This is a genomic window from Brachybacterium ginsengisoli, assembly GCF_002407065.1.
Lineage (GTDB): Bacteria > Actinomycetota > Actinomycetes > Actinomycetales > Dermabacteraceae > Brachybacterium > Brachybacterium ginsengisoli.
Genome location: NZ_CP023564.1, coordinates 3,546,858 through 3,568,853, shown reverse-complemented (window position 1 = coordinate 3,568,853; position 21,996 = coordinate 3,546,858). Strand labels below are relative to the sequence as shown.

Here is a 21,996-nt window from a genome sequence, read left to right as displayed (position 1 = left end):
CGAGGATCAGGGCGCCGAGGTGTTCACGTGCCAGAGCACGCCGAAGCGGTCCTTGGACTGGCCGTAGTGATCACCCCAGGGCGCCAGCTCGAAGGGCATCTCGATGCTCCCGCCGTCGGCTGCGAGGCGCTCGCTGAGGGCCTTGCCCTGCTCGGCGGTGTCGGGCATGACCATGAGGGAGTACGCGGAGCCCTCGAGCGGCTGCGGGTGCTCGCCGAGATCGTCGGCGCCGGCGAGGACCACCAGACCGCCGTGCAGCTGGGCGTGGGCGACCACGCCCGGAGGCGGGTCGAAGGGCAGGCCCTCCATGCCCTCGTAGGTCATGACGTCCAGGCTGCCGCCGAAGACCTCCTGGTAGTACTCGAAGGCCTCGCGGGCGTTGCCGGGGAAGGAGATGTAGGGCGTGGAGCTGAACATGGTGCCTCCTGTGGTCGGGGCCCGTCGGGCCCGATGGGACACATCCTGGCACCGGCGGCCGACGGGCGACACCCCTCACCGCGGTCACAGCCGGGGAGTTCTACAGTGGTCGGTGCCATGAGCCGACTCCCCGCCCCGTGCCCCGTCCCGTATCACCGCCTGGCGACGCTGCGCCCGGCCTGGGGAGCGCCCGCCAAGCCGGTGCTCACCGTGGCGGCGGCGTTCATCGCCTACATCGTGCTCATCTCGGTGGTGCTGGTGCTGACCATCCTGGTGCTCGCCGTGGCGCCGGGCGTGAACGTCGCGATCGGCGTGACCAGCGGCGACCCCACCAGCCCGCTCGACGTGACCCTGGCGCTCGCGATGGGGTCGATGTGGCTGCCGGCCGGGATCGTCGGCGTGCGCGTGGGCGGCTGGCGGCCGCTCGGCACGGCGTGGTCCGTCGCCGCGCGGCTGCGCCGCGAGCGCTGGCGGACCCACACCATCGGGGGAGCGGTGATGGGGCTGCTCGTGGTCCTCGCCGCCGCGGTGGCCGGCGGCGTCGCCGGGCCCGGCGGGGGAGTCGGAGCCGGGGCCTCGGTGCCCCAGCTGCTGCTGGTCGCGCTGGTGGTGCTGCTGCTCGCTCCCGTGCAGGCGGCCGGGCTGGAGCTCGCGCTGCGCGGAGTGGTGATGCAGGCGCTCGGCACCTGGCTGCGCAGCCCCGTGGTGCCCTTCCTCGCGGCGACCGCCGTGATGCTCATCGGCCGCGAGCTCACCGCCGCCGTGGTGGTGCCCTCCCTCGCGCTGGGCCTCTGCGCCGCGGTGCTCGCCTGGAAGAGCGGCGGCCTCGAGCTGCCGATCGTGCTCACCACGACCCTCACCATCGCCTCCCACCTGGTCTCCGCGATCGGGGCGGGCGGCGGCGCCGCGGCCGGCGCCGCCGCGCTGAACGCCGCCGTCGCCGCGCCCGGCACCTCCTCCGCCGCGCTCGCCGACCACGCCGCCGGCGGGGCGCTGGCCGGCGGCATCACCGCCGCGGCGGTGATGCTGGTGGTCACCGCGGCCGCCGTGGTGCGGCTCGGCGCCCGGGACGGGGTGCGCCTGCTCGAACCCGTCGGCCGCCCCGCCGAGGAGCCGGCACCCGCCGCCATCCCGCACTGACCGCCGCGGCCGCGAGCCGTCGACGACTTTCGTCCCTGGCATGGACAAAACACGGATTCTCACGTGGAATATGGCGGGTCGGGCAGAGCAGCCCGACTCCGACGACCAAGGATGCCGATGATGACTCCGCCGTTCCGTCCCTCCCGCCGTGCCGCCCTCGCCGGTGGTGCCCTCGCCCTCGCCGGAGGCGCCGGGATCGCCCCGGCCCACGCGCAGGCCGGGTATCAGAACCCCGTGATCGCCGCGAACCACCCCGACCCGGGGATCCTCCGCGTGGGCCAGCGCTACTACCTGTACTCCACCGCCGGATCCGCCGGGAACATGCCCGTGCAGGTCTCGCCGGACCTCGTGCACTGGCGCCTGGTGGGCGACGGCCAGCCGGTCATCGCGCCGTGGTCGATGAGCGGGCGGCACTGGGCCCCCGAGGTCATCGAGGTCGACGGCCGGTACCACGCGTACTACACGGCCCGCGAGCGCGCCACCGACCGGCAGTCGATCGGCGTGGCCGTCGCCGACGTCCCGGAGGGACCGTTCGTGGATGCCGCGAGCGCCCCGCTGCTCTCCACCCCGGAGGAGGGCGGCTGCATCGACGCCTCGCCCTTCCGGGACGAGGACGGCACGCTCTGGCTGCTGTGGAAGAACGACGGCAACGCCGCCGACCAGGACTCCTTCCTGTTCGCCCAGCGGCTCGCGGCCGACGGCCTCTCCCTCGAGGGCGAGCGCACCCGGGTCCTCGAGCGCGACCAGGAGTGGGAGATCTACACGATCGAGGGCCCGGCGATCATCACGCACGAGGGCCGTTACTACCTCTTCTACTCCGCCGGGGAGTACTGGAACGAGAGCTACGGCGTGGGCGTCGCCGTCGCGGACTCCGTGGAGGGGCCCTGGGTGAAGCTCTCCGACCAGCCCGTCCTCGCCGCGAACGAGGTCGCAGCGGGCCCCGGGCACGGCATGCCGGTGCGTGCGGCCGACGGGATCTGGTACGTCTACCACGCCTGGGAGCCGGACCACATCGGCCAGGACCCGGGGCGTCAGATCTGGCTCAGCCCGGTCACCGTCGAGGACGGCGCCGTGAGCATCGCCGGGCCTGCGGTCGACAACCCGCGGCGGCCGGAGATCCAGCGGCCGTGACCTCGGCCCCCGGGCCGGTGCCTGCTCTCATGCGGGGGCCTTCCCGGTGGAGTCCCGCCAGATGACGGTGGACAGCACCTCCTCGGCGGGCAGCGGCTCGTCGCGGAGCGCGGCGAGCAGCCGGCTCATCGCGTTCCGCCCGAGCTGACGGCGGTCGTCCTTGACCGTCGTGAGAGCGGGCTGCAGGACCCCGCCCAGGTAGTGGGCGTCCCAGCCGCTCACGCTGAGGTCCTCGGGGATCCGCCATCCCTGCTCCCGCGCGCCGTTGATGACGCCGACGGCCACGAGGTCGCTGGCGGCCACGATCGCGGTGGGCCGCTCCTCGCGGGGCATCGCGGCGATCGTGCGCACCGCCTCGTGGCCGGCCTCCTCGGACCAGGTCCCGGTGTGCACGAGCGCCGGGTCGATCCCCAGCCTCCGGGTCGCCTCGACGAAGGCGGCGCGGCGGTTGCGGGCCGAGGCGAACTCCATGTCCCCGGTGACGTGCATCAGCCGTCGATGACCCAGGCCGTGCAGGCCCTCGACGATCTCGCCGATCGGGGAGCCGTCGGCCATCGCCCCCATGCTCCGCGTGCGCTCGTCGTAGTCGGCGGAGGCGACGATCGCGGCGCGCCCCGGATAGCTGTGCTCGGTGTCCGGCGGCAGCGGGGCGAGCGCGAGGATCCCGTCGACCTGCCCGGAGTCCGCGATCTGCAGGACGCGCTCGAAGGCGGCGCGCGCATCGCCGTCGACCGCGAACACCTCGATGGCGTACCCCTCGGTGGTCGCGATGTCGAGCGCGCCGCTCAGCGTCGAGGCCTGGAAGGCGCTGTCGGAGGGCAGCAGCACCCCGATCCGATTGCTCCGGCGCGTGCGCATCGACCTCGCCGAGAGATTGGGCCGGTACCCGAGCTCCTCGATCGCCGCGCGGACCTTCTCCCTCGTCTGCGGCTTCATGCCCGAGTCGGCGCGGAGGTACCGCGAGACGGTCTGATGGGAGACCCCGGCGGCCTCGGCGACCTGCCAGATCGTCGCCCGACGGCCCGAGCCCGCACCCGTTCCTGCCATCTGCTCGCTCCTGTGCGCTGGTCCCCTCGGACCGCTGCCGTCCGATCCCCCTGCCGACGGCCGGGTCACTCGCGATCCTGGCACACGAGAGCGGGCGCGGTCGGACGCGACAGAGGGTGACCTCTTGCATAGTGATCGATCACCATCTAACGTGAGAATTCGAAGTGATCGATCACTATGCGATGGAGCAGATCGTGGCGAGACAGCTCACCGAGCAGCACCGCCGACCAGGGGACAGCGCTCCCCGTCGGCACCCCCACCCCCGACCCGCAGAGGCGGCATGATGACGACGGCCGTCGAGAACAGGACCGACCGCGGCGGGGAGCAGGAAGGACGCGCCCCCGAGCCGGGCGCTCCCCGGAAGCCGCGCGCCCGCGCACCGTGGTGGAGACGACTGTGGCGCGACCGCACCGTGCTGCTGTTCGCAGCACCGGGCCTCGCCGTGATCATCGTCTTCCAGTACCTGGCGCTCGGCGGGAACGTGATCGCCTTCCAGGACTTCCAGCCGTACCTGGGGATCTCCAAGAGCCTGTGGGTCGGGTTCGAGAACTTCCAGATCCTCGTCAACGGCGATCCCGAGTTCCTCGGCGCGCTGCGGAACACCCTGATCATCACCGCGCTGCAGACGGTCTTCGTCTTCCCGGCGCCGATCATCCTCGCGCTGATCCTGCACAGCCTGGTGTCCAACCGGGTGCGGCAGCTCGTCCAGTCGGTGCTGTACCTGCCGCACTTCCTGTCGTGGGTGATCGTCGTGGCGCTCTTCCAGCAGGTGCTCGGAGGAGCGGGGCTGCTGAACAACTTCCTGCGCGCCAATGGCTGGGAGCCGATCGACATCATCGGCAACGCCGACGTCTTCTACGCGCTGATCACCTCCCAGGTGATCTGGAAGGACACGGGCTGGGCGACGATCCTCTTCCTCGCCGTCCTCGCCGGGATCGACAAGTCGCTCTATGAAGCCGCTGCCGTGGACGGCGCCAGCAGGTGGCGCCAGACCTGGCACGTCACGCTGCCGGGCATGCGCCCGATCATCATCATGCTCTTCATCCTCAAGCTCGGGGACTCGCTCTCCGTCGGGTTCGAGCAGCTGGTCCTCCAGCAGGACGCCGTGGGCGTCGGCGTGGCGCAGGTGCTGGACACCTACGTCTACAACAACGGCGTCGTCGGCGGGTACTGGGGCGTCTCGGCCGCGGTCGGCCTGGTGAAGGGGCTGGTCGGGCTGGTCCTCGTGCTGATGGCCAACAAGGTCGCGCACATGTTCGGAGAAGAAGGGGTGTACAAGGCATGACCGCGACGAAGAGCTCGAGGCGTCCCCGCGTCATCGACGGGGTCGCGACCCCCGGCCCCGCCGAATCGGTGATCAAGGGGATCATCCTGACCCTCGCCTGCGCCGTGGTGGTCCTGCCGTTCGTCGGCGTCTTCTCCACGAGCGTCGCCTCTCCCGAGCAGGTGATCAAGGCCGGCGGCTTCGTCCTGTTCCCCACGGGCATCGACTTCACGGCGTACAGGATGATCTTCTCCGGGGGAGTGGTGACCCGGGCGCTCGGCGTGACCGCCTTCATCACGATCATCGGGACCACGATCAGCCTCGTGCTGACGGCGACGCTGGGATGGGCGCTCAGCCGGCGCGGCAGCTTCGCCAACCGGCCGCTCCTGCTGCTCGTGCTGATCAGCCTGCTGTTCGGCCCCGGGATCATCCCCAGCTATCTCGTGGTCGAGAGGCTCGGCCTGCTCGACACGCTGTGGGCGCTGATCATCCCGACCAGCGTCTCCGCCTTCAACGTGGTGGTGGTCCGGGCGTTCTTCGTCCAGCTCCCGCAGGAGATCCTCGACTCCGCCACGGTCGACGGCGCCGGTGAGCTCCAGCTGTTCCTGCGCATCGCGCTCCCGCTGTCGAAGCCGGTCTTCGCGGTCATCGGGCTGTTCTACGGAGTCGGCTACTGGAACGCGTTCTTCAACGCCCTCCTGTACCTGAGCGACGCCAGCAAGTGGCCGCTCCAGATGGTCCTGCGCACCTACGTCGTCCAGGACACCCAGCTCGGCGGCCAGGACCTCGGCATCGACACGGCGTCCCTGCCCCCGCAGACCTCCCTGCAGATGGCGATCCTCGTGGTCTCCATCGTGCCGGTGCTGATCGTCTACCCGTTCCTGCAGCGGCACTTCGCCAAGGGAATGCTCACCGGCGCCGTCAAGGGCTGACGTCGCCGCACCACCCGCTCGATGACGAGAGAAGGAGCAGTCACCATGACCACCACCCACACCACCACCACCCACACCACCAGCATCACGCGACGCGGAGTCGTCCGCGGGGGCCTCGGCCTCGGCGCGGTCGCAGCGCTCGGCCCGGCCGCCCTCGCGGCCTGCAGCAACGAGGGCCGCGGCGGCGCCGAGCTCGGCGACAACGCGGACGTCACGCGGCCCGGCTACATCCCCTTCGAGGGCGTCACCCTCGACCTCCCCGCGGATGACGAGGCCGGGATCAGCGGCGCGATGCTGAACTACCCCGAGAGCCCCAAGGCGGTGACCGACGGTGCGCCGGGGGACGGCAAGGAGATCGGCTTCTTCGTCCCCACCAACACGCCGGCCGCCCCGGGAAAGTCGTCGAACTCCTTCTGGCAGGGGCTCGACGAGCGGCTCGGCTCGCCCACGAGCATCTCGGTGGTGCCGACGGGGGACTTCGCCGACCGCTTCAACACCACCATCGCCGGGGACCGGCTGCCGGACATCTTCTCCTTCTTCCCGGGGGACGTGCCGAGCCTGCCGTCGATGCTCGCCGAGAGGGCCACGGACCTCACCGACCTGCTCTCCGGTGACGCCGTCGCCGACTATCCCTTCCTGGCGAACGTCCCGCCCAAGGCCTGGGACGCCTGCATCTACGGCGGGCGCATCTACAGCGTCCCGGTGCCGCGCGGCGTCGTGCAGTCGTCGGTGCTGTACGTCCGGCAGGACCTCATGGAGGACGAGGGGCTCGAGCTCGACGTCAGCTCCCTCGAGAGCTTCATCGACTCCTGCAAGGAGCTGACCGGAGGGAACCGCTGGGCCCTCCCGCAGGCGCCCACCGGGTTCATCCGCCAGATGTTCGAGATCCCCAACGGCTGGGCCGGCGATGCGGACGGACTCACGAGCGCGAACGAGCACGAGAGCCAGGAGGAGGCGCTGGAGGCCGTCCGTCGGATCATCGAGGAGGGGCTCGTGCATCCCGACGCCTTCTCCGTGGACCAGCCGAAGCGGAAGACCTGGGTCGCGAACGGCACGACGCCGCTGATCTACGACACGATGTCCGCCTGGCCGGACTTCGGGAACTTCGCCCTGCCCGAGGGGTTCCGCCTCGAGGTCCGTCAGCCCCCGACGGCGGAGGGCGGCGGCGTGGCACCGATCCACATGGGCCCCTCGACCCACAACATCACCGCGATCTCCAAGAAGTCCGAGGCCCGTGCCGAGACGCTGCTGAAGGTCCTGAACCACCTCGCCGCCCCCTTCGGCACGGCTGAGCAGCTCTTCCTCGCATACGGCGAGGAGGGCGTCCACCACGAGCTCGACGGGACCAACCCGGTGGTCACCGAGAAGGGGCGCGCCGAGCTCCAGCTCAGCACGAAGTACATGGCCCAGGGGCCGTGGGTGCACTTCAACGCGAAGGACTCCGCCGTCTCCCAGGCGCAGTACGACGCCTCGAAGGAGCTCGGACCCACCGCCACGCTCAACCCGGTCGAGGGCCTGTTCAGCGAGACCCAGAGCCGCAAGGGCCGGCAGATCGGCACCACCCTCGGCGATCTCGAGACGGACATCCTGCAGGGCCGCAAGCCCGTGAGCGCCTGGACGAACGGCGTGGAGACCTGGAAGAAGGGCGGCGGCGACGCCATCCGCGACGAGTACCAGAAGGCGCTCGCCGAGCGCGCCGACGTCTGAGGGGACCGGAAGGACGTGACCACCTCGCAGCGACGCCGCGCCCTCCCGGAGGCCGACGGCCCGGCCCCGATCGAGCCCGACTGGGACGCGGCTCGCCGTCGGGCCGCCGAGGAGTCCTGGGCCGGCGCGATCCTCGAGCGGGTGCGGGAGGACTTCTCCCGGTGGCGGACCCGGCTCCGCATCCCGCCGCCCGGGAGGGACAGCGAGTGGACCCACCATGCCTTCTGCGCCGACGGCACCCGGCTGCGCTTCGATCCGGAGCGTCCGCACCACCACGAGTGCCCGTCCTGCGGGACGGTCCTCGAGGGCGAGCCCTGGGACGGCGCGTGGCGCACCCAGATGCACAACGCGGCGGCCTCCCAGGCGCAGCGGGCGGCCCTCCTCCTCCGCCTCGGCGATGCGGAGGAGGCCGGCGCCGCCCGGGAGGTGCTCACCGGGATCCTCGAGCAGTACGCGGCGGACTATCACCGCTATCCGCCCCACGGGGACAAGGTCGGCACGGGCAGGGTGATGCCCCAGAACCTCGACGAGTCGATCTGGGTGATCGCGCTGCTCCGCGCCGTGCGCTGGAGCGGGGACGCCCTCCCGGACCGGGTCAGGGAGCTCGCCCGGCACCTCGCCGAACAGGTCGCCGCGCTGCTCGAGCCGCAGATCGGCGAGGTGCACAACATCCAGTGCTGGGTGCTCGCCGCGCTCGCCGAGTGCGGGATCAGCACCCGGGACGACGCGCTCCTGGAGCGCGTGCGCCGCGGCGCCTTCGGCATCGAGACGCAGATCCGAGAGGGGTTCCGGGAGGAGGGCCTGTGGTACGAGACCAGCGCCTTCTATCACTACTACGCCCTCGCGGCCCTGCTCTCGTATCGGGAGGCGGTGGGCCTCGCGGGGCTCGGCACGGAGGATGCCCGTGTCCTGGCCCGGGCGATCGAGGCCCCGGTGACCCTCGCCTACTCCGACGGGCTGCTGCCCGCATACGGCGACTGCTGGCCGCACGGACACCTCGGCGACTTCATCACCCACGTCGCGGTCGCCTCCGCCGTGCTCCCCGACGGCGAGGTCTCGGGGCGCGGCTATGCGCCGGATCCCGTCGGCGAGCATCCGGTCGACCTCTGGATCGGCTCGCGCTGGGAGCACGGCGCCTCGCGGCCCATGGCGGGGCTGAACAGCGTCGCCGCTCTGGTCTTCGGCCCCGGGGCCCTCGAGCACGCCGCCGACGTCCCCGCGGAGGAGTCCTTCCTCTGGCCCGACTCGGGGATCGCCGCCCTGGTCTCCGATCGTGCCCGCGTCACGATGCGCTTCGGTCGCGACGTCGGGATGCACGACCACCGGGACAAGCTCGCCGTGGACGTCGAGATCCCCGGCGCCTGGCGGAGCCTCGACCTCGGCTCCGGGGGCTACACGGCCGGGCTCACGCAGTGGATGCGCTCGCCGGCGGCGCACAGCATCACGACCCTGGACGATGAGCGGCAGCCGCCCGTCGACGCCCGCCTGCTCCACGGGAGCGAGGAGCGGGTGAGCGCCGAGGTGGCCTGGGACGGCCGACGCCTCGAGCGCACCCTCCAGCTCAGCGCCGACGGCTGGAGCGACGTCACGGAGGCGCGGGCCGAGCGGGAGGTCCCCCTCCTGTGGATCTTCCACGGAGACGGGGAGGTGCTCCCCGGGGAGGGCGCCGAGCCTGCGGAGCTCGACGGCGACCTGCCCGGCCAGGACCGGCTCCGCGACGTCCGGCGGCTCGCGGCGTCGGCCGACGGCACGGTGTCGGCGACCTGGGACGTGCCCGGCGCCCCGCAGGTGACCCTCGTGCTGCCCCCGGGCGGGACGGCCTACGCGGCCTCGGGCGAGGCGAACCCGTCGGGCCGGGCGCTCGGCGTCCTCCTCGTCCGCGTCCACGCGGAGAGCGCACGGTTCGAGGCGCGCTTCACCGTGCCCTCCGCGGGGCGGGCGACCTGACCGCCCGGCCCCTCAGCTGCGGATCGCGTCGATCACCCGGATCCGGGTGGCGATCAGGGCGGGCAGGGCCCCGGCCAGGACGCCCACGAGGGTCGCGGCGCCGAGTCCCACCAGCACCGCCTCCACGGGGAAGGGCGGCAGCTCCACGAGGCCCTGGTCGCGGAAGAAGGAGCTGACGAACGGCGCCTTGACCAGTGCCACCGCCGCCGTCACGCCGACCACACCGGCGAGCACCGTGGCGACCACGGACTCCATGAGCACGCCCACGAAGATCCGCCCGCCGGTCGCGCCGTAGGAGCGGCGGATCCCGATCTCCCGCACCCGGTACCGCACGGTGACCAGGGAGATGTTCACCAGGCCCAGCGCGCCCAGCACCAGGATCACCCCGGCCACCCCCATCACGGCGTAGGCGATCATCTCGAAGCCGAGGTCCTCGGCGGACATCGAGCTCTGGTTCACGTCGAAGGAGCCCGCCGGGGTGTTCCTCAGCGCCGCCCCGAGCCGCTCGCGGATCTCGTCGGCCCGGTCCGGCGGGACCCACACCATGTACTCCGAGGCGGTGGCCGCCCCGGTGCGGCCGGGCAGCGACGCGATCCCGTCCGTGGAGATGTAGGCCTGCATCATGAAGTCGTCCTCCGGGGCTGCGGGCAGCACCCCGACCACGATCGCCTGCTCGGACTCGCTCGCGCCGGAGGCGCCGTACACGGTCACCGGCTCGGTGCCCAGCTCGGGCCGTCCCAGCTGCTCGTACAGGGAGGCGTTGACCACCAGCGCCGGGGCGAGCCGGCGGGCATCGGAGTCCGCGAGCCAGCGACCCTCGGCGACGGTGATGCGGAAGATGTCGGCGTAGGCGGGATCGACCCCGGTCAGCTGCACCGACTGCACGCCCTGCGGGGTCTGCATCCGCAGCGAGTCGTAGACCCGACGGGTGCGGTGCTCGATGCCGAGGCGCTCCACCTGGTCCAGGACCGCGACGTCCTGCTCCTCGGCGGTGATCTCGGCGGGGGCGTCGATGGGGTAGATGGTCAGGGTGGCGTCGCGTCCCGCCCAGGTCTCCGAGGACTGGGTGAGGGCGCTGGTGAGCATGCCGCCGCCGCCCATCACGGCGGTGAGGGCGAACACCGAGAACGCGACCCCGATGAGGGACAGCAGGATCCGGCCCTTGTTCACCCGCAGCTCTCCGCAGGCCTCGACGATCGAGGCGAGCAGGCCGGTCATGCGACCGCCTCCCGTCCGGCGCGGAGCCCGGCGGTGGAGGTCAGCGCGTGACGGGCGCCGTCGGTGGCGACGTCGTGCAGCGTGCCCTCGTCCAGCAGGAAAGAGCGCCGCGACAGCGCCGCGACCTGCAGGTCATGGGTGATGGTGACCAGGGCGGCGTCGGAGTCGCGGGCGATCTCGTCCAGCAGCGCCATGACCGCCTCGCCGGTGGTGACGTCGAGGGCGCCGGTGGGCTCGTCGGCGAGGATCAGCCGCGGCCGGCGCACCAGGGCGCGGGCCACCGCGACCCGCTGCTGCTCGCCGCCGGAGAGGCGGGAGGGCAGCTGCTGGGCGCGATCGGCCAGGCCCACCCGGTCGAGCATCTCGAGGGCCAGGCGCTCGCGCCGCCAGAACTGGCCGGCGCTGCCGTACATCAGCGGCATCATGACGTTCTCGAGAGCGGTGCGGCCGTCGAGCAGGTTGAACTGCTGGAAGACGAAGCCGATGGAGGCGCCGCGCAGCCGGGCACGGCGGCGCTCGCCGAGCCGGGAGACGTCCACCCCGTCGAACAGCAGCTCGCCGCTGCTCTGACGGTCGATCAGCCCCAGCAGGTTCAGCAGCGTGGTCTTGCCGGACCCGGAGCGGCCGACGACGGCGACGTGGTCGCCGCTGTGCACCGAGAGGTCGATGCCGCGCAGGATGTGCAGCTCCTCCCGGCTGGGCAGACGCACGCTGCGTCGCAGAGCACGCAGCTCGAGCAGGGGAGCGGTCACCACACCACGACCTCGGTCGGACCCGACATCCCCCCGGAGCCGTCCCCGGAGTCGACCCCGGGGGCGAACTCCAGAATCTCCTGGCCCTTCTCGAGCCCCTCGGTCACCTCGACCGATCCGTCACCACGCAGTCCGAGCACCACCTCGACGGGGGTCGGCTCACCGGTCGCCTCGTCGAGCACATAGACCACGCCGTTCGGGCCCTCGCCCTCCACGGCGGTGGTGGGCACGGCGAGCACACCGGTCCGGGAGCCGAGGTCCACGGTCACGTCGACCGAGAGGCCCGGGACCACACGGACGTCCTCGGGGACCGGGCACACCAGCTGGGCCGCGGAGACGCCGCCGCCTCCGGAGGAGATCTCCTCGCCGGTGAAGGGGTCGATCTCCGGGCCCGCCGGGGCGGCGGGCTCCTCGATCTCGGCATCCTCCGTGATGGCGGGGGCGGAGCAGGTCGCGGGATCGGGGCTGGTGGGCAGCAGGGCCGTCGCGGCCAGCTCCACGTCCAGCAGCGAGAGCTGCTGCTCCGGGGTGAGGTCCGCGACGATCGAGTAGGTCCCCGGGGAGATGGTCGCGACGGCGTCGCCCTCGGTCAGGCCGTCCCACTCCTCGACCTCCATGCCGCTGATCGTGCCGCTCCCGGTCGCGATGAGGTTGACGTAGCGGTACTCGTCCACCGGCGCGGCCGGCTGCGGTGCGGGCTCGGGCGCCGCGCCCTCGCCGCCCTGCTCGAGGCCGGCCTCGCCGTCGGCCGGGGCCGCGGGCACCTCGACCGGCTCGGGCTCGACGGGGTACCGCACCTGCAGGATCCGTTCCCCCTGCTCGACGTGGTCGCCGTCCGTCCGCCAGATCTTGGTGATCTCGCCGGTGCTGGAGGCCTTGAGCTCCGTGCCGGGATCGGGCGTGACCATGGCCGGGAGCACGAGGGACGAGGAGAGATCCGTCGTGTCCACGGCGGTCAGGGCGTAGTCGTCGAAGCTCGCGCCGGGGGTGACGGTCTCCTGGGACTGCTCGTCGCCGCCGGAGGGGAAGAAGGCCATCTTCGCCAGGGCCAGGGCGATCACGCCGAGGATCAGCATCCAGATCACGGGGAAGACGTAGCGTCGCAGGATGTCCACGGGCGCCTCTCGATCGGGTCGGCGACGACGCCGACGGGGAAGGGGGTGCTCCGCCCGGCACGACCCGGGGGCACGCGGCAAACGCAACTGGACCATTATGCGTAGGACGGTGCGTCATGACCTCCGACTTTGGTGGATCGTCCGGAATCCTCCCCGGTGCGCTCCGGGCCCGGGCGCGGTACGGTCCCGTCATGACCCGCGCCACCGCCGCCCCGTCCGTCCCCGACCACCTCCTGCTGCTGCCGCTGCGGCAGCGCATCCTCGAGAAGGACCTCGGGGTGCGCGCCCTGCACCTGCACCGGGCCGGGCACGAGGACATCACCCACCGCTTCGCCGATGACACGGTGGAGAACATCTACTCGGTCTCCAAGGCGGTGACCGCGCTCGCCGTGGGCATCGCCGCCGCGGAGGGCCTGCTGGACGTCGAGGACCTCGTGGTCGACCATCTCCCGGCCCCGGAAGGCGGGTACGGCGAGGGGATCGACCAGGTGCGGATCCGCCACCTGCTGACGATGTCCTCCGGCTCCCCGGTGCTCGGCTTCGTCGACGAGCACCGCGACCATCCCGACCTCACCGGGCTGTTCCTCGGCACGGATCTCCTCGCCGCCCCGGGCGAGCGCTGGGAGTACTCCAACGGCTCGATCCTCCTGCTCTCGCGGGTGATCGGAGAGCGCACCGGGATGACGATGCGGGACTGGCTGATGCCGCGGCTGTTCGAGCCGCTGGGCATCGTGAACCCCCAGTGGCACACCACCCGCGACGGGCACAGCTGGGGCGCGAGCGGGCTGCACCTCAAGAGCGGCCAGCTCGCCCGCATCGGCCGGCTGCTCCTGCAGCGCGGGGAGCACGAGGGGACGCAGCTGGTGCCCGCCGCCTGGGTCGACGCCCTGCACGCCGACGGCAGCTGGGTCGCCACCGGGGATGCGGAGCCCGAGAGCGTCCGCTACGGGTACGCCGTCTGGGACTGCACGCCCGACGGCGCCTGGCGGGCCGACGGCGCCTACGGCCAGTTCCTGCTGGTGCTGCCCGAGCAGCAGGCCGTCCTCACGATCACCTCGCATCTCGAGGGCCGCGGCGGCGCCGAGATCCTGCGCGCGGTGTGGCAGGAGCTGCTGCCCCTGCTGTGAGCCGGGCGGGCCCGGGACCCGGCGGCGGCACCGGTAGGTTGGGGCCATGGATCCCTCCGTGCTCGTGAACATCGCCCTCGTGCTGCTCTTCGTGCTGATCGGCGGCGTGTTCGCCGGCACCGAGATGGCGATCGTGAACCTCCGCGAGTCGCAGGTCGACCAGCTCGAGGAGAGCGGAGAACGGGGGCAGCGGACCGCCCGGATGGTCCGCGACCCCAATCAGTTCCTCTCCGCCGTGCAGATCGGCGTGACCGTCGCGGGGTTCTTCTCCTCGGCCTACGGCGCCTCGACGATCGCGCCGGCCTTCGTGCCGGTGCTGACCGACCTGGGAGTGCCCGAGCGGACTGCGGGAACGGTCGCGCTGATCGGGATGACCCTGGTCATCGCCTACCTCTCGCTCGTGCTGGGCGAGCTCGCGCCCAAGCGGCTCGCGATGCAGAACGCGCTGGGGATGACGAAGATCGTGGGTCCGCCGCTGCATCTGTTCGGCCAGCTCATGCGTCCGGTGATCTGGCTGCTGTCCGCGTCGACCAACCTCGTCGTGCGGCTGCTGGGAGGGGACCCGGACGCGAACCGTGAGGCGGTCTCCGCCGAGGAGATCAAGGCGATGGTCCGGGACTCCGACGCCCTGGACCAGGCGGAGTCGCGGGTTCTCGCGGACGTGTTCGACGCCTCCGAGCGCACCGTCGTGGAGGTCATGCAGCCCCGTCACCAGGTGCACTTCGTCCACGGGAGCCAGAGCGTGGCCGAGAGCCGCGAGGAGATCCGGGACACCGGCTTCTCGCGCTATCCCGTCACCGGCGAGGACGTCGACGATGTGCTCGGGTTCGTGCACGTGCGCGACATGCTGCTGGTCGAGGACCCCGCCGCCTCCACCATGGCCGAGCTGGTGCGCCCCATCGAGCACATCCCCGGCACCGTGCGGGTGCTCTCGGCGCTGAACCGGATGCGCGCCCACGCCGACCAGATCGCGGTGGTGGTCGACGAGTACGGTGGCACCGACGGGATCGTGACCCTCGAGGACCTGCTCGAGGAGCTGGTGGGCGAGATCTACGACGAGTTCGACCGCGAGTCCTGGCCCTCGCCCGGCGGCCTCGACAGCATCCTCGCGGCCGACGGCACCTTCGAGGGCGGGCTGATCCTCCAGGAGTTCGAGGCCGCCACCGACATCGCCCTGCCGGACACCGGCGGGTACGAGACCGTGGGCGGGTTCCTCATGGCGCAGCTGGGCCGCATCCCCGAGGTCGGGGACGTGCTCGAGGTCGAGGGTGGGCGGCTCGAGGTGGTCGAGGTCGACGAGCGCCGGGTGAAGACGGTGCGCTTCACCGCCGTGCTCGGCGAGACCGAGGAGCCCGGCGCGGACCCTGCGAGCTGACCGATCGGCTCGGTCGCTCCCCGGCGTGGGGCACCCGGCCGTGAGGTGCCGGGGCTAGGGTGAACGGAACGGGCGCCGTGCCTGGGGCAGGTGCCCACCCGGACCACCATCTCTGGAGGCACCCCATGGCCCGCACCAGCTTCGCCCAGCTCCTCGTCACCCAGCTCCGTGACCTCGGCGTCGAGCGCATCTACGGAGTGGTCGGGGACTCCCTGAACCCGGTCGTGGACGCGGTGCGCACCACCGAGGGCATCGAGTGGGTGCACGTGCGCAACGAGGAGGCCGGCGCCTTCGCCGCCGGCGCCGAGGCGCGCCTGACCGGGAAGCTCGCGGTGTGCGCCGGATCCTGCGGGCCGGGGAACACCCACCTGATCCAGGGACTCTACGACGCCCACCGGGACGGCGCTCCCGTGCTCGCGATCGCCTCGCACATCCCCTCCTCGACGATCGGCACGGGCTTCTTCCAGGAGACCCATCCCGAGATCCTGTTCCGCGAGTGCAGCCACTTCTGCGAGATGGTCAACTCCGGCTCCCACGGGGCGAGGATGCTCCATATCGCCGTCCAGACCGCGATCGCGGAGCGCGGGGTCTCCGTGCTGGTGCTGCCGGGCGATGTGGCCGACGAGGAGGTCGACGGGCCCCTGACCCGCGACCTCGCCACGGACCTCGGCCGTGTCCAGCCCGCGCCCGGGCCCGTCGGCCGCCTCGCCGAGCTGATCGACGAGGCGGGCGCCGTCACCCTCTTCGCCGGGGCCGGGGTGCGGGACGCCCGCGAGGAGGTGCTCGCCCTCGCCGAGCGGATCAAGGCCCCGATCGGCCACGCCTTCGGCGGCAAGGAGTTCATGCAGTACGACAACCCCTTCGACGTGGGGATGAGCGGGCTGCTCGGCTACGGCGCCTGCTACGACGCGATGCACGAGGCGGATCTGGTGATCCTCCTGGGCACCGACTTCCCTTACAGCGAGTTCCTGCCCGGCGCCGACGGCGGGAAGAGGCCGCACGTGGTGCAGATCGACGCCGACGCCTCGCGCCTGGGTCGGCGCGTGCCGCTGGACCTCGCCGTCCACGGGGACGTGGCCCTCACCCTCCAGGCGGTGCTGCCGCTTCTCGGCGCCGCCAAGAGCCCCCGCTTCCTGCACCGCCAGCTGAAGGCCCACCACAAGGCGCTGACCGGAGTGGTCGCCGCATACACGAAGAAGGTGGAGCGGATGACGCCGATCCACCCCGAGTTCGTCGCCGCGACGCTGGACGACCTCGCCGACGAGGACGCCGTGTTCACCGTGGACACCGGCATGTGCAACGTCTGGGGAGCCCGCTACATCACCCCGAACGGGAAGCGCCGCCTGTTCGGCTCGTGGCACCACGGCAGCATGGCCAACGCCCTCCCGCAGGCGATCGGCGCCTCGAAGACCTTCCCCGAGCGGCAGGTCATCTCGATGAGCGGCGACGGCGGCCTGGGCATGCTGATGGGGGAGCTGCTCACCGTGAAGCTCCACGACCTCGCCACCAAGATCGTGGTCTTCAACAACTCCAGCCTCGGCATGGTCAAGCTCGAGATGCTCGTCGAGGGCCTGCCCGACCACGGCACCGACCACGAGGACGTCGACTACGCGGCGATCGCCCGGGCCGTCGGGATCGGCGGCGTGCGCATCACGGACCCGAAGACCCTCCCGCAGCAGCTGGCCGAGGCGCTCGCGACCCCGGGCCCGGTGCTGATCGACGTGGTCACCGATCCGGATGCGCTGTCGATGCCGCCGAAGATCTCCGCCCAGCAGATCCGCGGCTTCGCGACGGCGTCGACGAAGATCGTGCTCGGCGGCGGCGTGGGCAGGATGGTCGACATGGCCGCCGCGAACCTGCGGAACATGCCGCGATGACATGGAGTGGACGTCACGTCGCGGCCTCGTCCCGAGCATGCCGTGTGGAATGCTGGTCGGGTGACCCGACCGCCGTCGAAGGAGGGTGCCGTCCATGGCTCTGATCCATCCGCGCAGCCTCGAGCGCTGGCAGGAGTGGCGCGGCAGTCGCCGCCGCATCCCCGGCATCCACCGGGTGCAGATCGGTGCGCCGCAGCCCGCTCCCGGCTATGTGCTCCACAGCCGTGACGGCGACGGGTCGGCCCGCACCCTGCTCGGCATCGACACGGCCGACGGCGCCGCCCACGGCGGGCTCCCGGCGGTGCTCCCCTATGTGCACGGCACCGTCCACGTGGTCACCCCCGCCGGGGTGGTCCCCGAGGAGCTGAAGGGCCCCGGATGGCGGCATGAGCGCCTCTCCTCCCCGTCGGCCGGGCTGGACCGGCTGGGCATCACCGCCGTGCTGACCCTCGGATGGCATCTCGAGGTGGGGCGCGAGCTGCACGACTGGGCCCATGACGCGGAGATCCCGGGCGTGGTCATCCAGCACGACGTCCTCACCCCCTTCGCCCCGCCGCTGCCCCCGGAGGTCACGCTGCTGGCCTGGACCGAGGAGGACGGCGCCTTCCACCGTGCGGGGCGCGACGACGTCGAGGTGCGCGTGGTCGGCTCCCAGCGGATGTGGGAGGCCCGCCATGACGCGGCCGGGGCGGAGGCCGACCTCGAGGACAGGCCGGTGTTCCTCGGCCAGCTGGACCGGATCGACCTCCCGCGTCGGACCACGCTCTCGGCCGCGCTGTCCTACTGCCGCTCCGCAGGTGCCCTGTACCGACCGGGCGCCGAGGAGACCGATCGGTCCTCGCGGATCGCCCACCGGGCGCTGCGCGCGAGGGGCATCGAGTTCCAGGACACGACGATCCCGCTCGCCGCGCAGAACCGTCCGGTCGTCTCCGTGCTCTCCGCGGACATCCTCGAGGCCGCGGTGCGCGGGCTGCCGGCCTGGGTCCACGCCCCGCGCGCGCCGTCGTGGCTGGACGAGCAGTGGGCGCGGTACGGCATGCGCCGCGTCGGGAGCGAGCCGACGCCCGCACCGAAGGTCTCCGCGGATGAGCCCGCACGGCTGATCGCCCAGATCCTCGAGGGAGGCGCGTGAGCATCCTCGACCTCCACGGTCGTCGTCAGCGCTATGCCTGGGGGTCCGCGACCGCGATCCCCGAGTTCCTGGGGCGCGAGGCCGACGGCGACCCGTGGGCCGAGATCTGGTTCGGCGCGCATCCGCTGGCACCGGTGCCGACCTCGGCCGGGCCGACGCTCGAGGAGCTGATCGCGGCGGACCCCCTCCCGATGCTCGGCGAGGACGTCGCGCGCGCCTTCGGGGGGCGGCTGCCCTATCTCCTGAAGCTGATCGCCGCCGAACGGCCGCTCTCCCTCCAGGTCCATCCCACGCGGGAGCACGCCGCCGAGTCCTTCGCCGCCGAGCAGGCCGCCGGCATCCCCCTGGAGTCGGCGCAGCGCACCTACCGCGACGCCAACCACAAGCCGGAGATGCTCATCGCGCTGACGCGCTTCACCGCGCTGTGCGGCTTCCGCACCCCGCGCCGCGCCGCGGCGATCCTCGACGGGCTGGGGACCGACCTCACCGATCGCCTGCACCGCCTGCTGGTGGAGAACCCCACCGCCCACGGGATGCGCGCGGCCTTCCGCACCCTGGTGTCCGCCTCGCTGCGACCGTCACCGGAGGCCGTGGACGAGGTCGTCGCCGCCTGTCGGGCCCGGTCGGAGGCGGGCGCCTCGCCGTCACCGCGCATCGACCGGTTCATCTCCCTGCTGGCCGAGCACCACCGGGGCGACCCGGGGGTCGTGGCGGCCCTCCTGCTGAACCCGGTGACGCTGCAGCCGGGCGAGGCGATGTACGTCCCGGCGGGGGCGCTCCACGCCTACCTCCACGGGGTCGGGATCGAGATCATGGCGGCGAGCGACAACGTGCTGCGGGCGGGCCTGACGCCGAAGCAGGTCGACGCCGACGAGGTCATCCAGTGCGTCAGCGTCACCGCGGCGCCGCCGATGCGCGTCGCCCCGGAACGACAGAACCAGACCTCGATCGCCTACTACGCCCCCGTGGACGACTTCGAGCTCGCGGTGACGGAGGTCGAGGCGGGCGGCGCTCCGAACCTCGTCCCCGGGTCGGGACCCAGGATCCTGCTCGGACTGGACGGCGAGGTCACGCTGCGCACCCTTGCGGGGGACCGCATGCTCCGCGCGGGCCAGGCGGCCTTCGTCCCGGCCTCGGACGGCCCGCTGCGCGCGCACGGGGCCGGGCGGTTCGCCCAGGCGAGCGTGCCCTGAGCCGAGGCGGGCGCCCGCGGTCACTCCGCGGGGGAGCCGGCGGCGTTCTCCTCGAGCGCGAGCTCCAGCTGCTCCCGCAGCTCCTGCACGAAGTCGATCACCGCGCTGGCGCCGTCGACCGGACCGCCGGCCAGCAGGCCGTCGGCTCCCAGCAGCACCGCCGACGGGGCGGTGCTGCCGCCGAGCGCGGAGCGTGCGGAGAACTGCAGATCATGCAGCACGTGGTCGCCGACCCGCTGCATCGTCCGCTCCCGCAGCTGATCCACCGGGCGGGAGAACACGAACAGCACCTGCAGATGGTCCGAGAGCGCGGCGGTCCAGTCCCCGGCGTTGTCGAGCACGCGCTCGCAGGGCCCGCAGCCCTCGGAGACGAAGATCAGCAGTGCGGCGCGATGGCTCGCGAGCTGCCGGAGGGTGATCAGTCGGGTGTCCGGCTGCTGGAGGACCGCGGCAGGGATCGCCGTGCGCTCGTAGTCCAGCAGCTCCTCCTCGTCCTCGGTCTCGTCGGTCGGCGCGCTTCCCGCCGGCAGCTCCTCGGAGTCCTGCTCCTGCGGACTGGTCCCGCCCCGCACCAGCAGCACGAGCACCGCCGTGACCAGCAGCGCGGCTCCGAAGCCCAGGAGGGACAGGGGCTCCTGGACGAGCGTGCGCTCCATCAGCCCTGAGGCGGCGGCCGTCACGCCGAGCACCGCGAGGAACGAGAGCAGGATGTTCCGCGCCAGCGTGGTCCGGGTGACCGAGGGGGAGGCGAGGGTCCCGAAGCAGGAGCACTCCACGACCTCGTCCCAGGTCAGGGCCCGCGCGATGATCCCCAGGTAGGTGACCATGAGCAGCGCGATCAGGATCGCGACCATCGTCTGCAGCGGTGCGGAGGGCACCCACAGGATCATCGCGAGCGCGAACTCCGCGATGGGCAGCACGGTCGCGATCGACCGGTGGAAGGGGCGCAGCGGCAGACGCAGCGAGGTCATCGCGTCCTCGACGCCACGTCGGTCCCCGAGCTTCGCGAGCCCCGAGGTCAGAAGCGTGAGCGACAGCAGTATCGGAGCGGCGATCAGCAGGCTGGTCATCTGCGGCGAACCCTTCCCGTCGGCCCGCGCATCGGGCCGCTTCCTTCCATTGTCGCGGAATCAGGTGGCTCCTGCGGTCGCGACCTACCCTGTCTGCATGGCTCCCGGCACCTCTCCGCTCACAGCGCACGGACTCCCGACCCCGGATCCCGATCCGCGCGACCGCATCCTCGCCGACGTCTCCGCCCTGCGCGCCTCCTTCGACGCCGGCACCACCCGGCCCCTCGAGGCCCGGCTCGCCCAGCTCGAGGCCCTCGGCCGGGGCCTGCGCGCGGAGGAGCCGCGCCTGGCCCGCGCCCTCGCCGAGGACCTCGGGAAGTCCCGCACGGAGAGCGCGCTGACCGAGATCGGCGTGGTCTCACAGGAGATCGCGCACACCCGGAAGCACCTGCGCTCCTGGCTGCGGCCCGAGCGGCTGAGCCTGGGGCCGCTGCTCGCCCCGGCCTCCGGGGAGCTGCGCCGCGAGCCGCTGGGCACCACGCTGATCATCTCGCCGTGGAACTACCCCGTGAACCTCACCCTGGCCCCGCTGGTCGCCGCGATCGCGGGCGGCAACACCGCGATCGTGAAGCCCAGCGAGGTGGCGCCGGCGACCTCCGCCGCGCTCGCCCACCTGCTGCGCACCCACCTCGACCCCGACTGGGTGCGGGTGGTCGAGGGCGCGGTCCCGGAGACGACGCTCCTGCTCGAGCAGCGCTTCGACCTGATCTTCTACACCGGCAACGGCGCTGTGGGCCGGATCGTCGCGCGCGCCGCCGCCGACCACCTCACGCCCACCGTGCTCGAGCTGGGCGGGAAGTCCCCGGTGTTCGTCGACGAGGGCACCGATCTCGCCGCCGTCGCGAGGCGGATCGTGTGGGGCAAGTTCACCAACGCCGGGCAGACCTGCATCGCCCCGGACCATCTGATGGCCACGCCGCGCACCCTCGAGCAGCTCACCCCGCATCTGACGCGGGCGGTGCGGGCGCTGTACGGGGCGCGGCCCGAGCGGAGCCTCGACTACGGACGCATGGTCGGCACGCGCCACTTCGACCGCGTGCTGGGCCTCGTCGACGACGAGAAGGTGGTCATCGGCGGGACGGTCGGGGCGGATCGTGCCCGCCGCTACCTGCCGCCCACGATCATGACCGGCGTGGACTGGGGCGACCCGGTGATGGGCGAGGAGATCTTCGGCCCCGTGCTGCCGCTGCTGGCCGTCGACGGTCCGGACGAGGCGATCGCGCGGATCCGCGCGGGGGAGAAGCCGCTGACCGCCTACGTGTTCTCGCCCCGGCGCGAGGTCGAGGAGCGCTTCGCGACGGAGACCTCCTCGGGATCGCTCGCCCTGGGGTTCACCCTCGCCCACGTGGGCGCGCCCGGCATGCCCTTCGGCGGGGTGGGGGAGTCCGGCACGGGCGCGTATCACGGTCAGGCGGGCATCGAGGCGTTCACCCACGCCAAGCCGGTGGTGCGGAAGCCGCTGCGGCCCGACACCCTCAAGCTCGTGCTCCCGCCGTACACCGGCATCAGGCGCCGCGTGCTGCGCCGCCTGATGCGCTGACCTCTGTCCACA

At 72.4% G+C, this 21,996-nt stretch carries 18 protein-coding genes; 12 read left to right on the top strand and 6 right to left on the bottom strand.

The window, feature by feature from the left end; translation table 11 throughout:
* Positions 1 to 6: 6 nt before the first annotated feature.
* Positions 7 to 417: a VOC family protein gene (locus CFK41_RS15990; protein ID WP_096800571.1), complete on the bottom strand. Its 411-nt coding sequence runs from the start codon at positions 415 to 417 to the stop codon at positions 7 to 9.
* A 117-nt stretch (positions 418 to 534) separates the two neighbouring features.
* Here CFK41_RS15990 and CFK41_RS15985 point away from each other — a divergent pair, with 117 nt between their 5' ends.
* The gene (locus CFK41_RS15985) at positions 535 to 1,557 is read left to right on the top strand and encodes a CAAX protease (RefSeq protein WP_096801137.1); all 1,023 of its coding nucleotides are present in this window, start codon (positions 535 to 537) and stop codon (positions 1,555 to 1,557) included.
* 120 nt (positions 1,558 to 1,677) lie between these two features.
* Positions 1,678 to 2,688, top strand: a complete 1,011-nt coding sequence (locus tag CFK41_RS15980) for a glycoside hydrolase family 43 protein (protein ID WP_169928847.1) — start codon at positions 1,678 to 1,680, stop codon at positions 2,686 to 2,688.
* Between the two features lie 27 nt (positions 2,689 to 2,715).
* Here the strand turns inward: CFK41_RS15980 and CFK41_RS15975 are convergent, their stop codons facing one another.
* Positions 2,716 to 3,735, bottom strand: coding sequence for a LacI family DNA-binding transcriptional regulator (locus tag CFK41_RS15975; protein WP_096800569.1), 1,020 nt, complete (start codon positions 3,733 to 3,735; stop codon positions 2,716 to 2,718).
* Positions 3,736 to 4,018: 283 nt separating this feature from the next.
* Between CFK41_RS15975 and CFK41_RS15970 the strand changes: the two genes are divergently transcribed.
* The 4 genes from CFK41_RS15970 to CFK41_RS15955 are packed head-to-tail and all read left to right on the top strand — an operon-like array spanning position 4,019 to position 9,585.
* On the top strand, positions 4,019 to 5,020 hold the full coding sequence (locus CFK41_RS15970) for an ABC transporter permease (RefSeq protein ID WP_227873120.1): 1,002 nt from the start codon (positions 4,019 to 4,021) through the stop codon (positions 5,018 to 5,020).
* Complete coding sequence (locus CFK41_RS15965) at positions 5,017 to 5,931, top strand: carbohydrate ABC transporter permease (RefSeq protein ID WP_096800567.1); 915 nt, start codon at positions 5,017 to 5,019, stop codon at positions 5,929 to 5,931. The genes CFK41_RS15970 and CFK41_RS15965 overlap by 4 nt, the downstream gene beginning before the upstream one ends.
* A gap of 45 nt (positions 5,932 to 5,976) precedes the next feature.
* Positions 5,977 to 7,638 (top strand): type 2 periplasmic-binding domain-containing protein, encoded by a 1,662-nt coding sequence (locus CFK41_RS15960; protein WP_096800566.1) that lies wholly within the window; start codon positions 5,977 to 5,979, stop codon positions 7,636 to 7,638.
* 15 nt (positions 7,639 to 7,653) lie between these two features.
* Positions 7,654 to 9,585, top strand: a complete 1,932-nt coding sequence (locus CFK41_RS15955) for a heparinase II/III family protein (RefSeq protein WP_096800565.1) — start codon at positions 7,654 to 7,656, stop codon at positions 9,583 to 9,585.
* Between the two features lie 12 nt (positions 9,586 to 9,597).
* Here the strand turns inward: CFK41_RS15955 and CFK41_RS15950 are convergent, their stop codons facing one another.
* Genes CFK41_RS15950 through CFK41_RS15940 form a run of 3 tightly spaced genes read right to left on the bottom strand, consistent with a single transcriptional unit; the run spans position 9,598 to position 12,670 of the window.
* Entirely contained in the window at positions 9,598 to 10,803 is a 1,206-nt protein-coding gene (locus CFK41_RS15950; RefSeq protein WP_096800564.1) for an ABC transporter permease, read from the bottom strand.
* Positions 10,800 to 11,555: an ABC transporter ATP-binding protein gene (locus CFK41_RS15945; protein WP_321169375.1), complete on the bottom strand. Its 756-nt coding sequence runs from the start codon at positions 11,553 to 11,555 to the stop codon at positions 10,800 to 10,802. Before CFK41_RS15945 ends, CFK41_RS15950 begins: the two co-directional genes overlap by 4 nt.
* Complete coding sequence (locus tag CFK41_RS15940; protein ID WP_096800562.1) at positions 11,552 to 12,670, bottom strand: efflux RND transporter periplasmic adaptor subunit; 1,119 nt, start codon at positions 12,668 to 12,670, stop codon at positions 11,552 to 11,554. The genes CFK41_RS15945 and CFK41_RS15940 overlap by 4 nt, the downstream gene beginning before the upstream one ends.
* A 191-nt stretch (positions 12,671 to 12,861) precedes the next feature.
* Here CFK41_RS15940 and CFK41_RS15935 point away from each other — a divergent pair, with 191 nt between their 5' ends.
* The 5 genes from CFK41_RS15935 to manA all read left to right on the top strand — a co-directional run bounded on the left by CFK41_RS15935 (position 12,862) and on the right by manA (position 19,374).
* On the top strand, positions 12,862 to 13,797 hold the full coding sequence (locus CFK41_RS15935) for a serine hydrolase domain-containing protein (protein ID WP_096800561.1): 936 nt from the start codon (positions 12,862 to 12,864) through the stop codon (positions 13,795 to 13,797).
* 46 nt (positions 13,798 to 13,843) lie between these two features.
* The gene (locus tag CFK41_RS15930; RefSeq protein WP_096800560.1) at positions 13,844 to 15,172 is read left to right on the top strand and encodes a hemolysin family protein; all 1,329 of its coding nucleotides are present in this window, start codon (positions 13,844 to 13,846) and stop codon (positions 15,170 to 15,172) included.
* 125 nt (positions 15,173 to 15,297) lie between these two features.
* Complete coding sequence (locus CFK41_RS15925; protein WP_096800559.1) at positions 15,298 to 17,049, top strand: pyruvate dehydrogenase; 1,752 nt, start codon at positions 15,298 to 15,300, stop codon at positions 17,047 to 17,049.
* A gap of 94 nt (positions 17,050 to 17,143) precedes the next feature.
* Positions 17,144 to 18,181, top strand: coding sequence for a hypothetical protein (locus tag CFK41_RS15920; protein WP_096800558.1), 1,038 nt, complete (start codon positions 17,144 to 17,146; stop codon positions 18,179 to 18,181).
* Between the two features lie 2 nt (positions 18,182 to 18,183).
* Entirely contained in the window at positions 18,184 to 19,374 is a 1,191-nt protein-coding gene (gene manA, locus CFK41_RS15915) for a mannose-6-phosphate isomerase, class I (protein ID WP_096801136.1), read from the top strand.
* A 20-nt stretch (positions 19,375 to 19,394) separates the two neighbouring features.
* On the opposite strand, the gene CFK41_RS15910 is transcribed toward manA, so the two are convergent.
* The gene (locus CFK41_RS15910; RefSeq protein ID WP_096800557.1) at positions 19,395 to 20,444 is read right to left on the bottom strand and encodes a MauE/DoxX family redox-associated membrane protein; all 1,050 of its coding nucleotides are present in this window, start codon (positions 20,442 to 20,444) and stop codon (positions 19,395 to 19,397) included.
* Positions 20,445 to 20,541: 97 nt separating this feature from the next.
* On the opposite strand from CFK41_RS15910, the gene CFK41_RS15905 reads away from it, so the two are divergent.
* Positions 20,542 to 21,984: an aldehyde dehydrogenase family protein gene (locus CFK41_RS15905; protein ID WP_096800556.1), complete on the top strand. Its 1,443-nt coding sequence runs from the start codon at positions 20,542 to 20,544 to the stop codon at positions 21,982 to 21,984.
* The last annotated feature ends 12 nt before the right edge of the window (positions 21,985 to 21,996 follow it).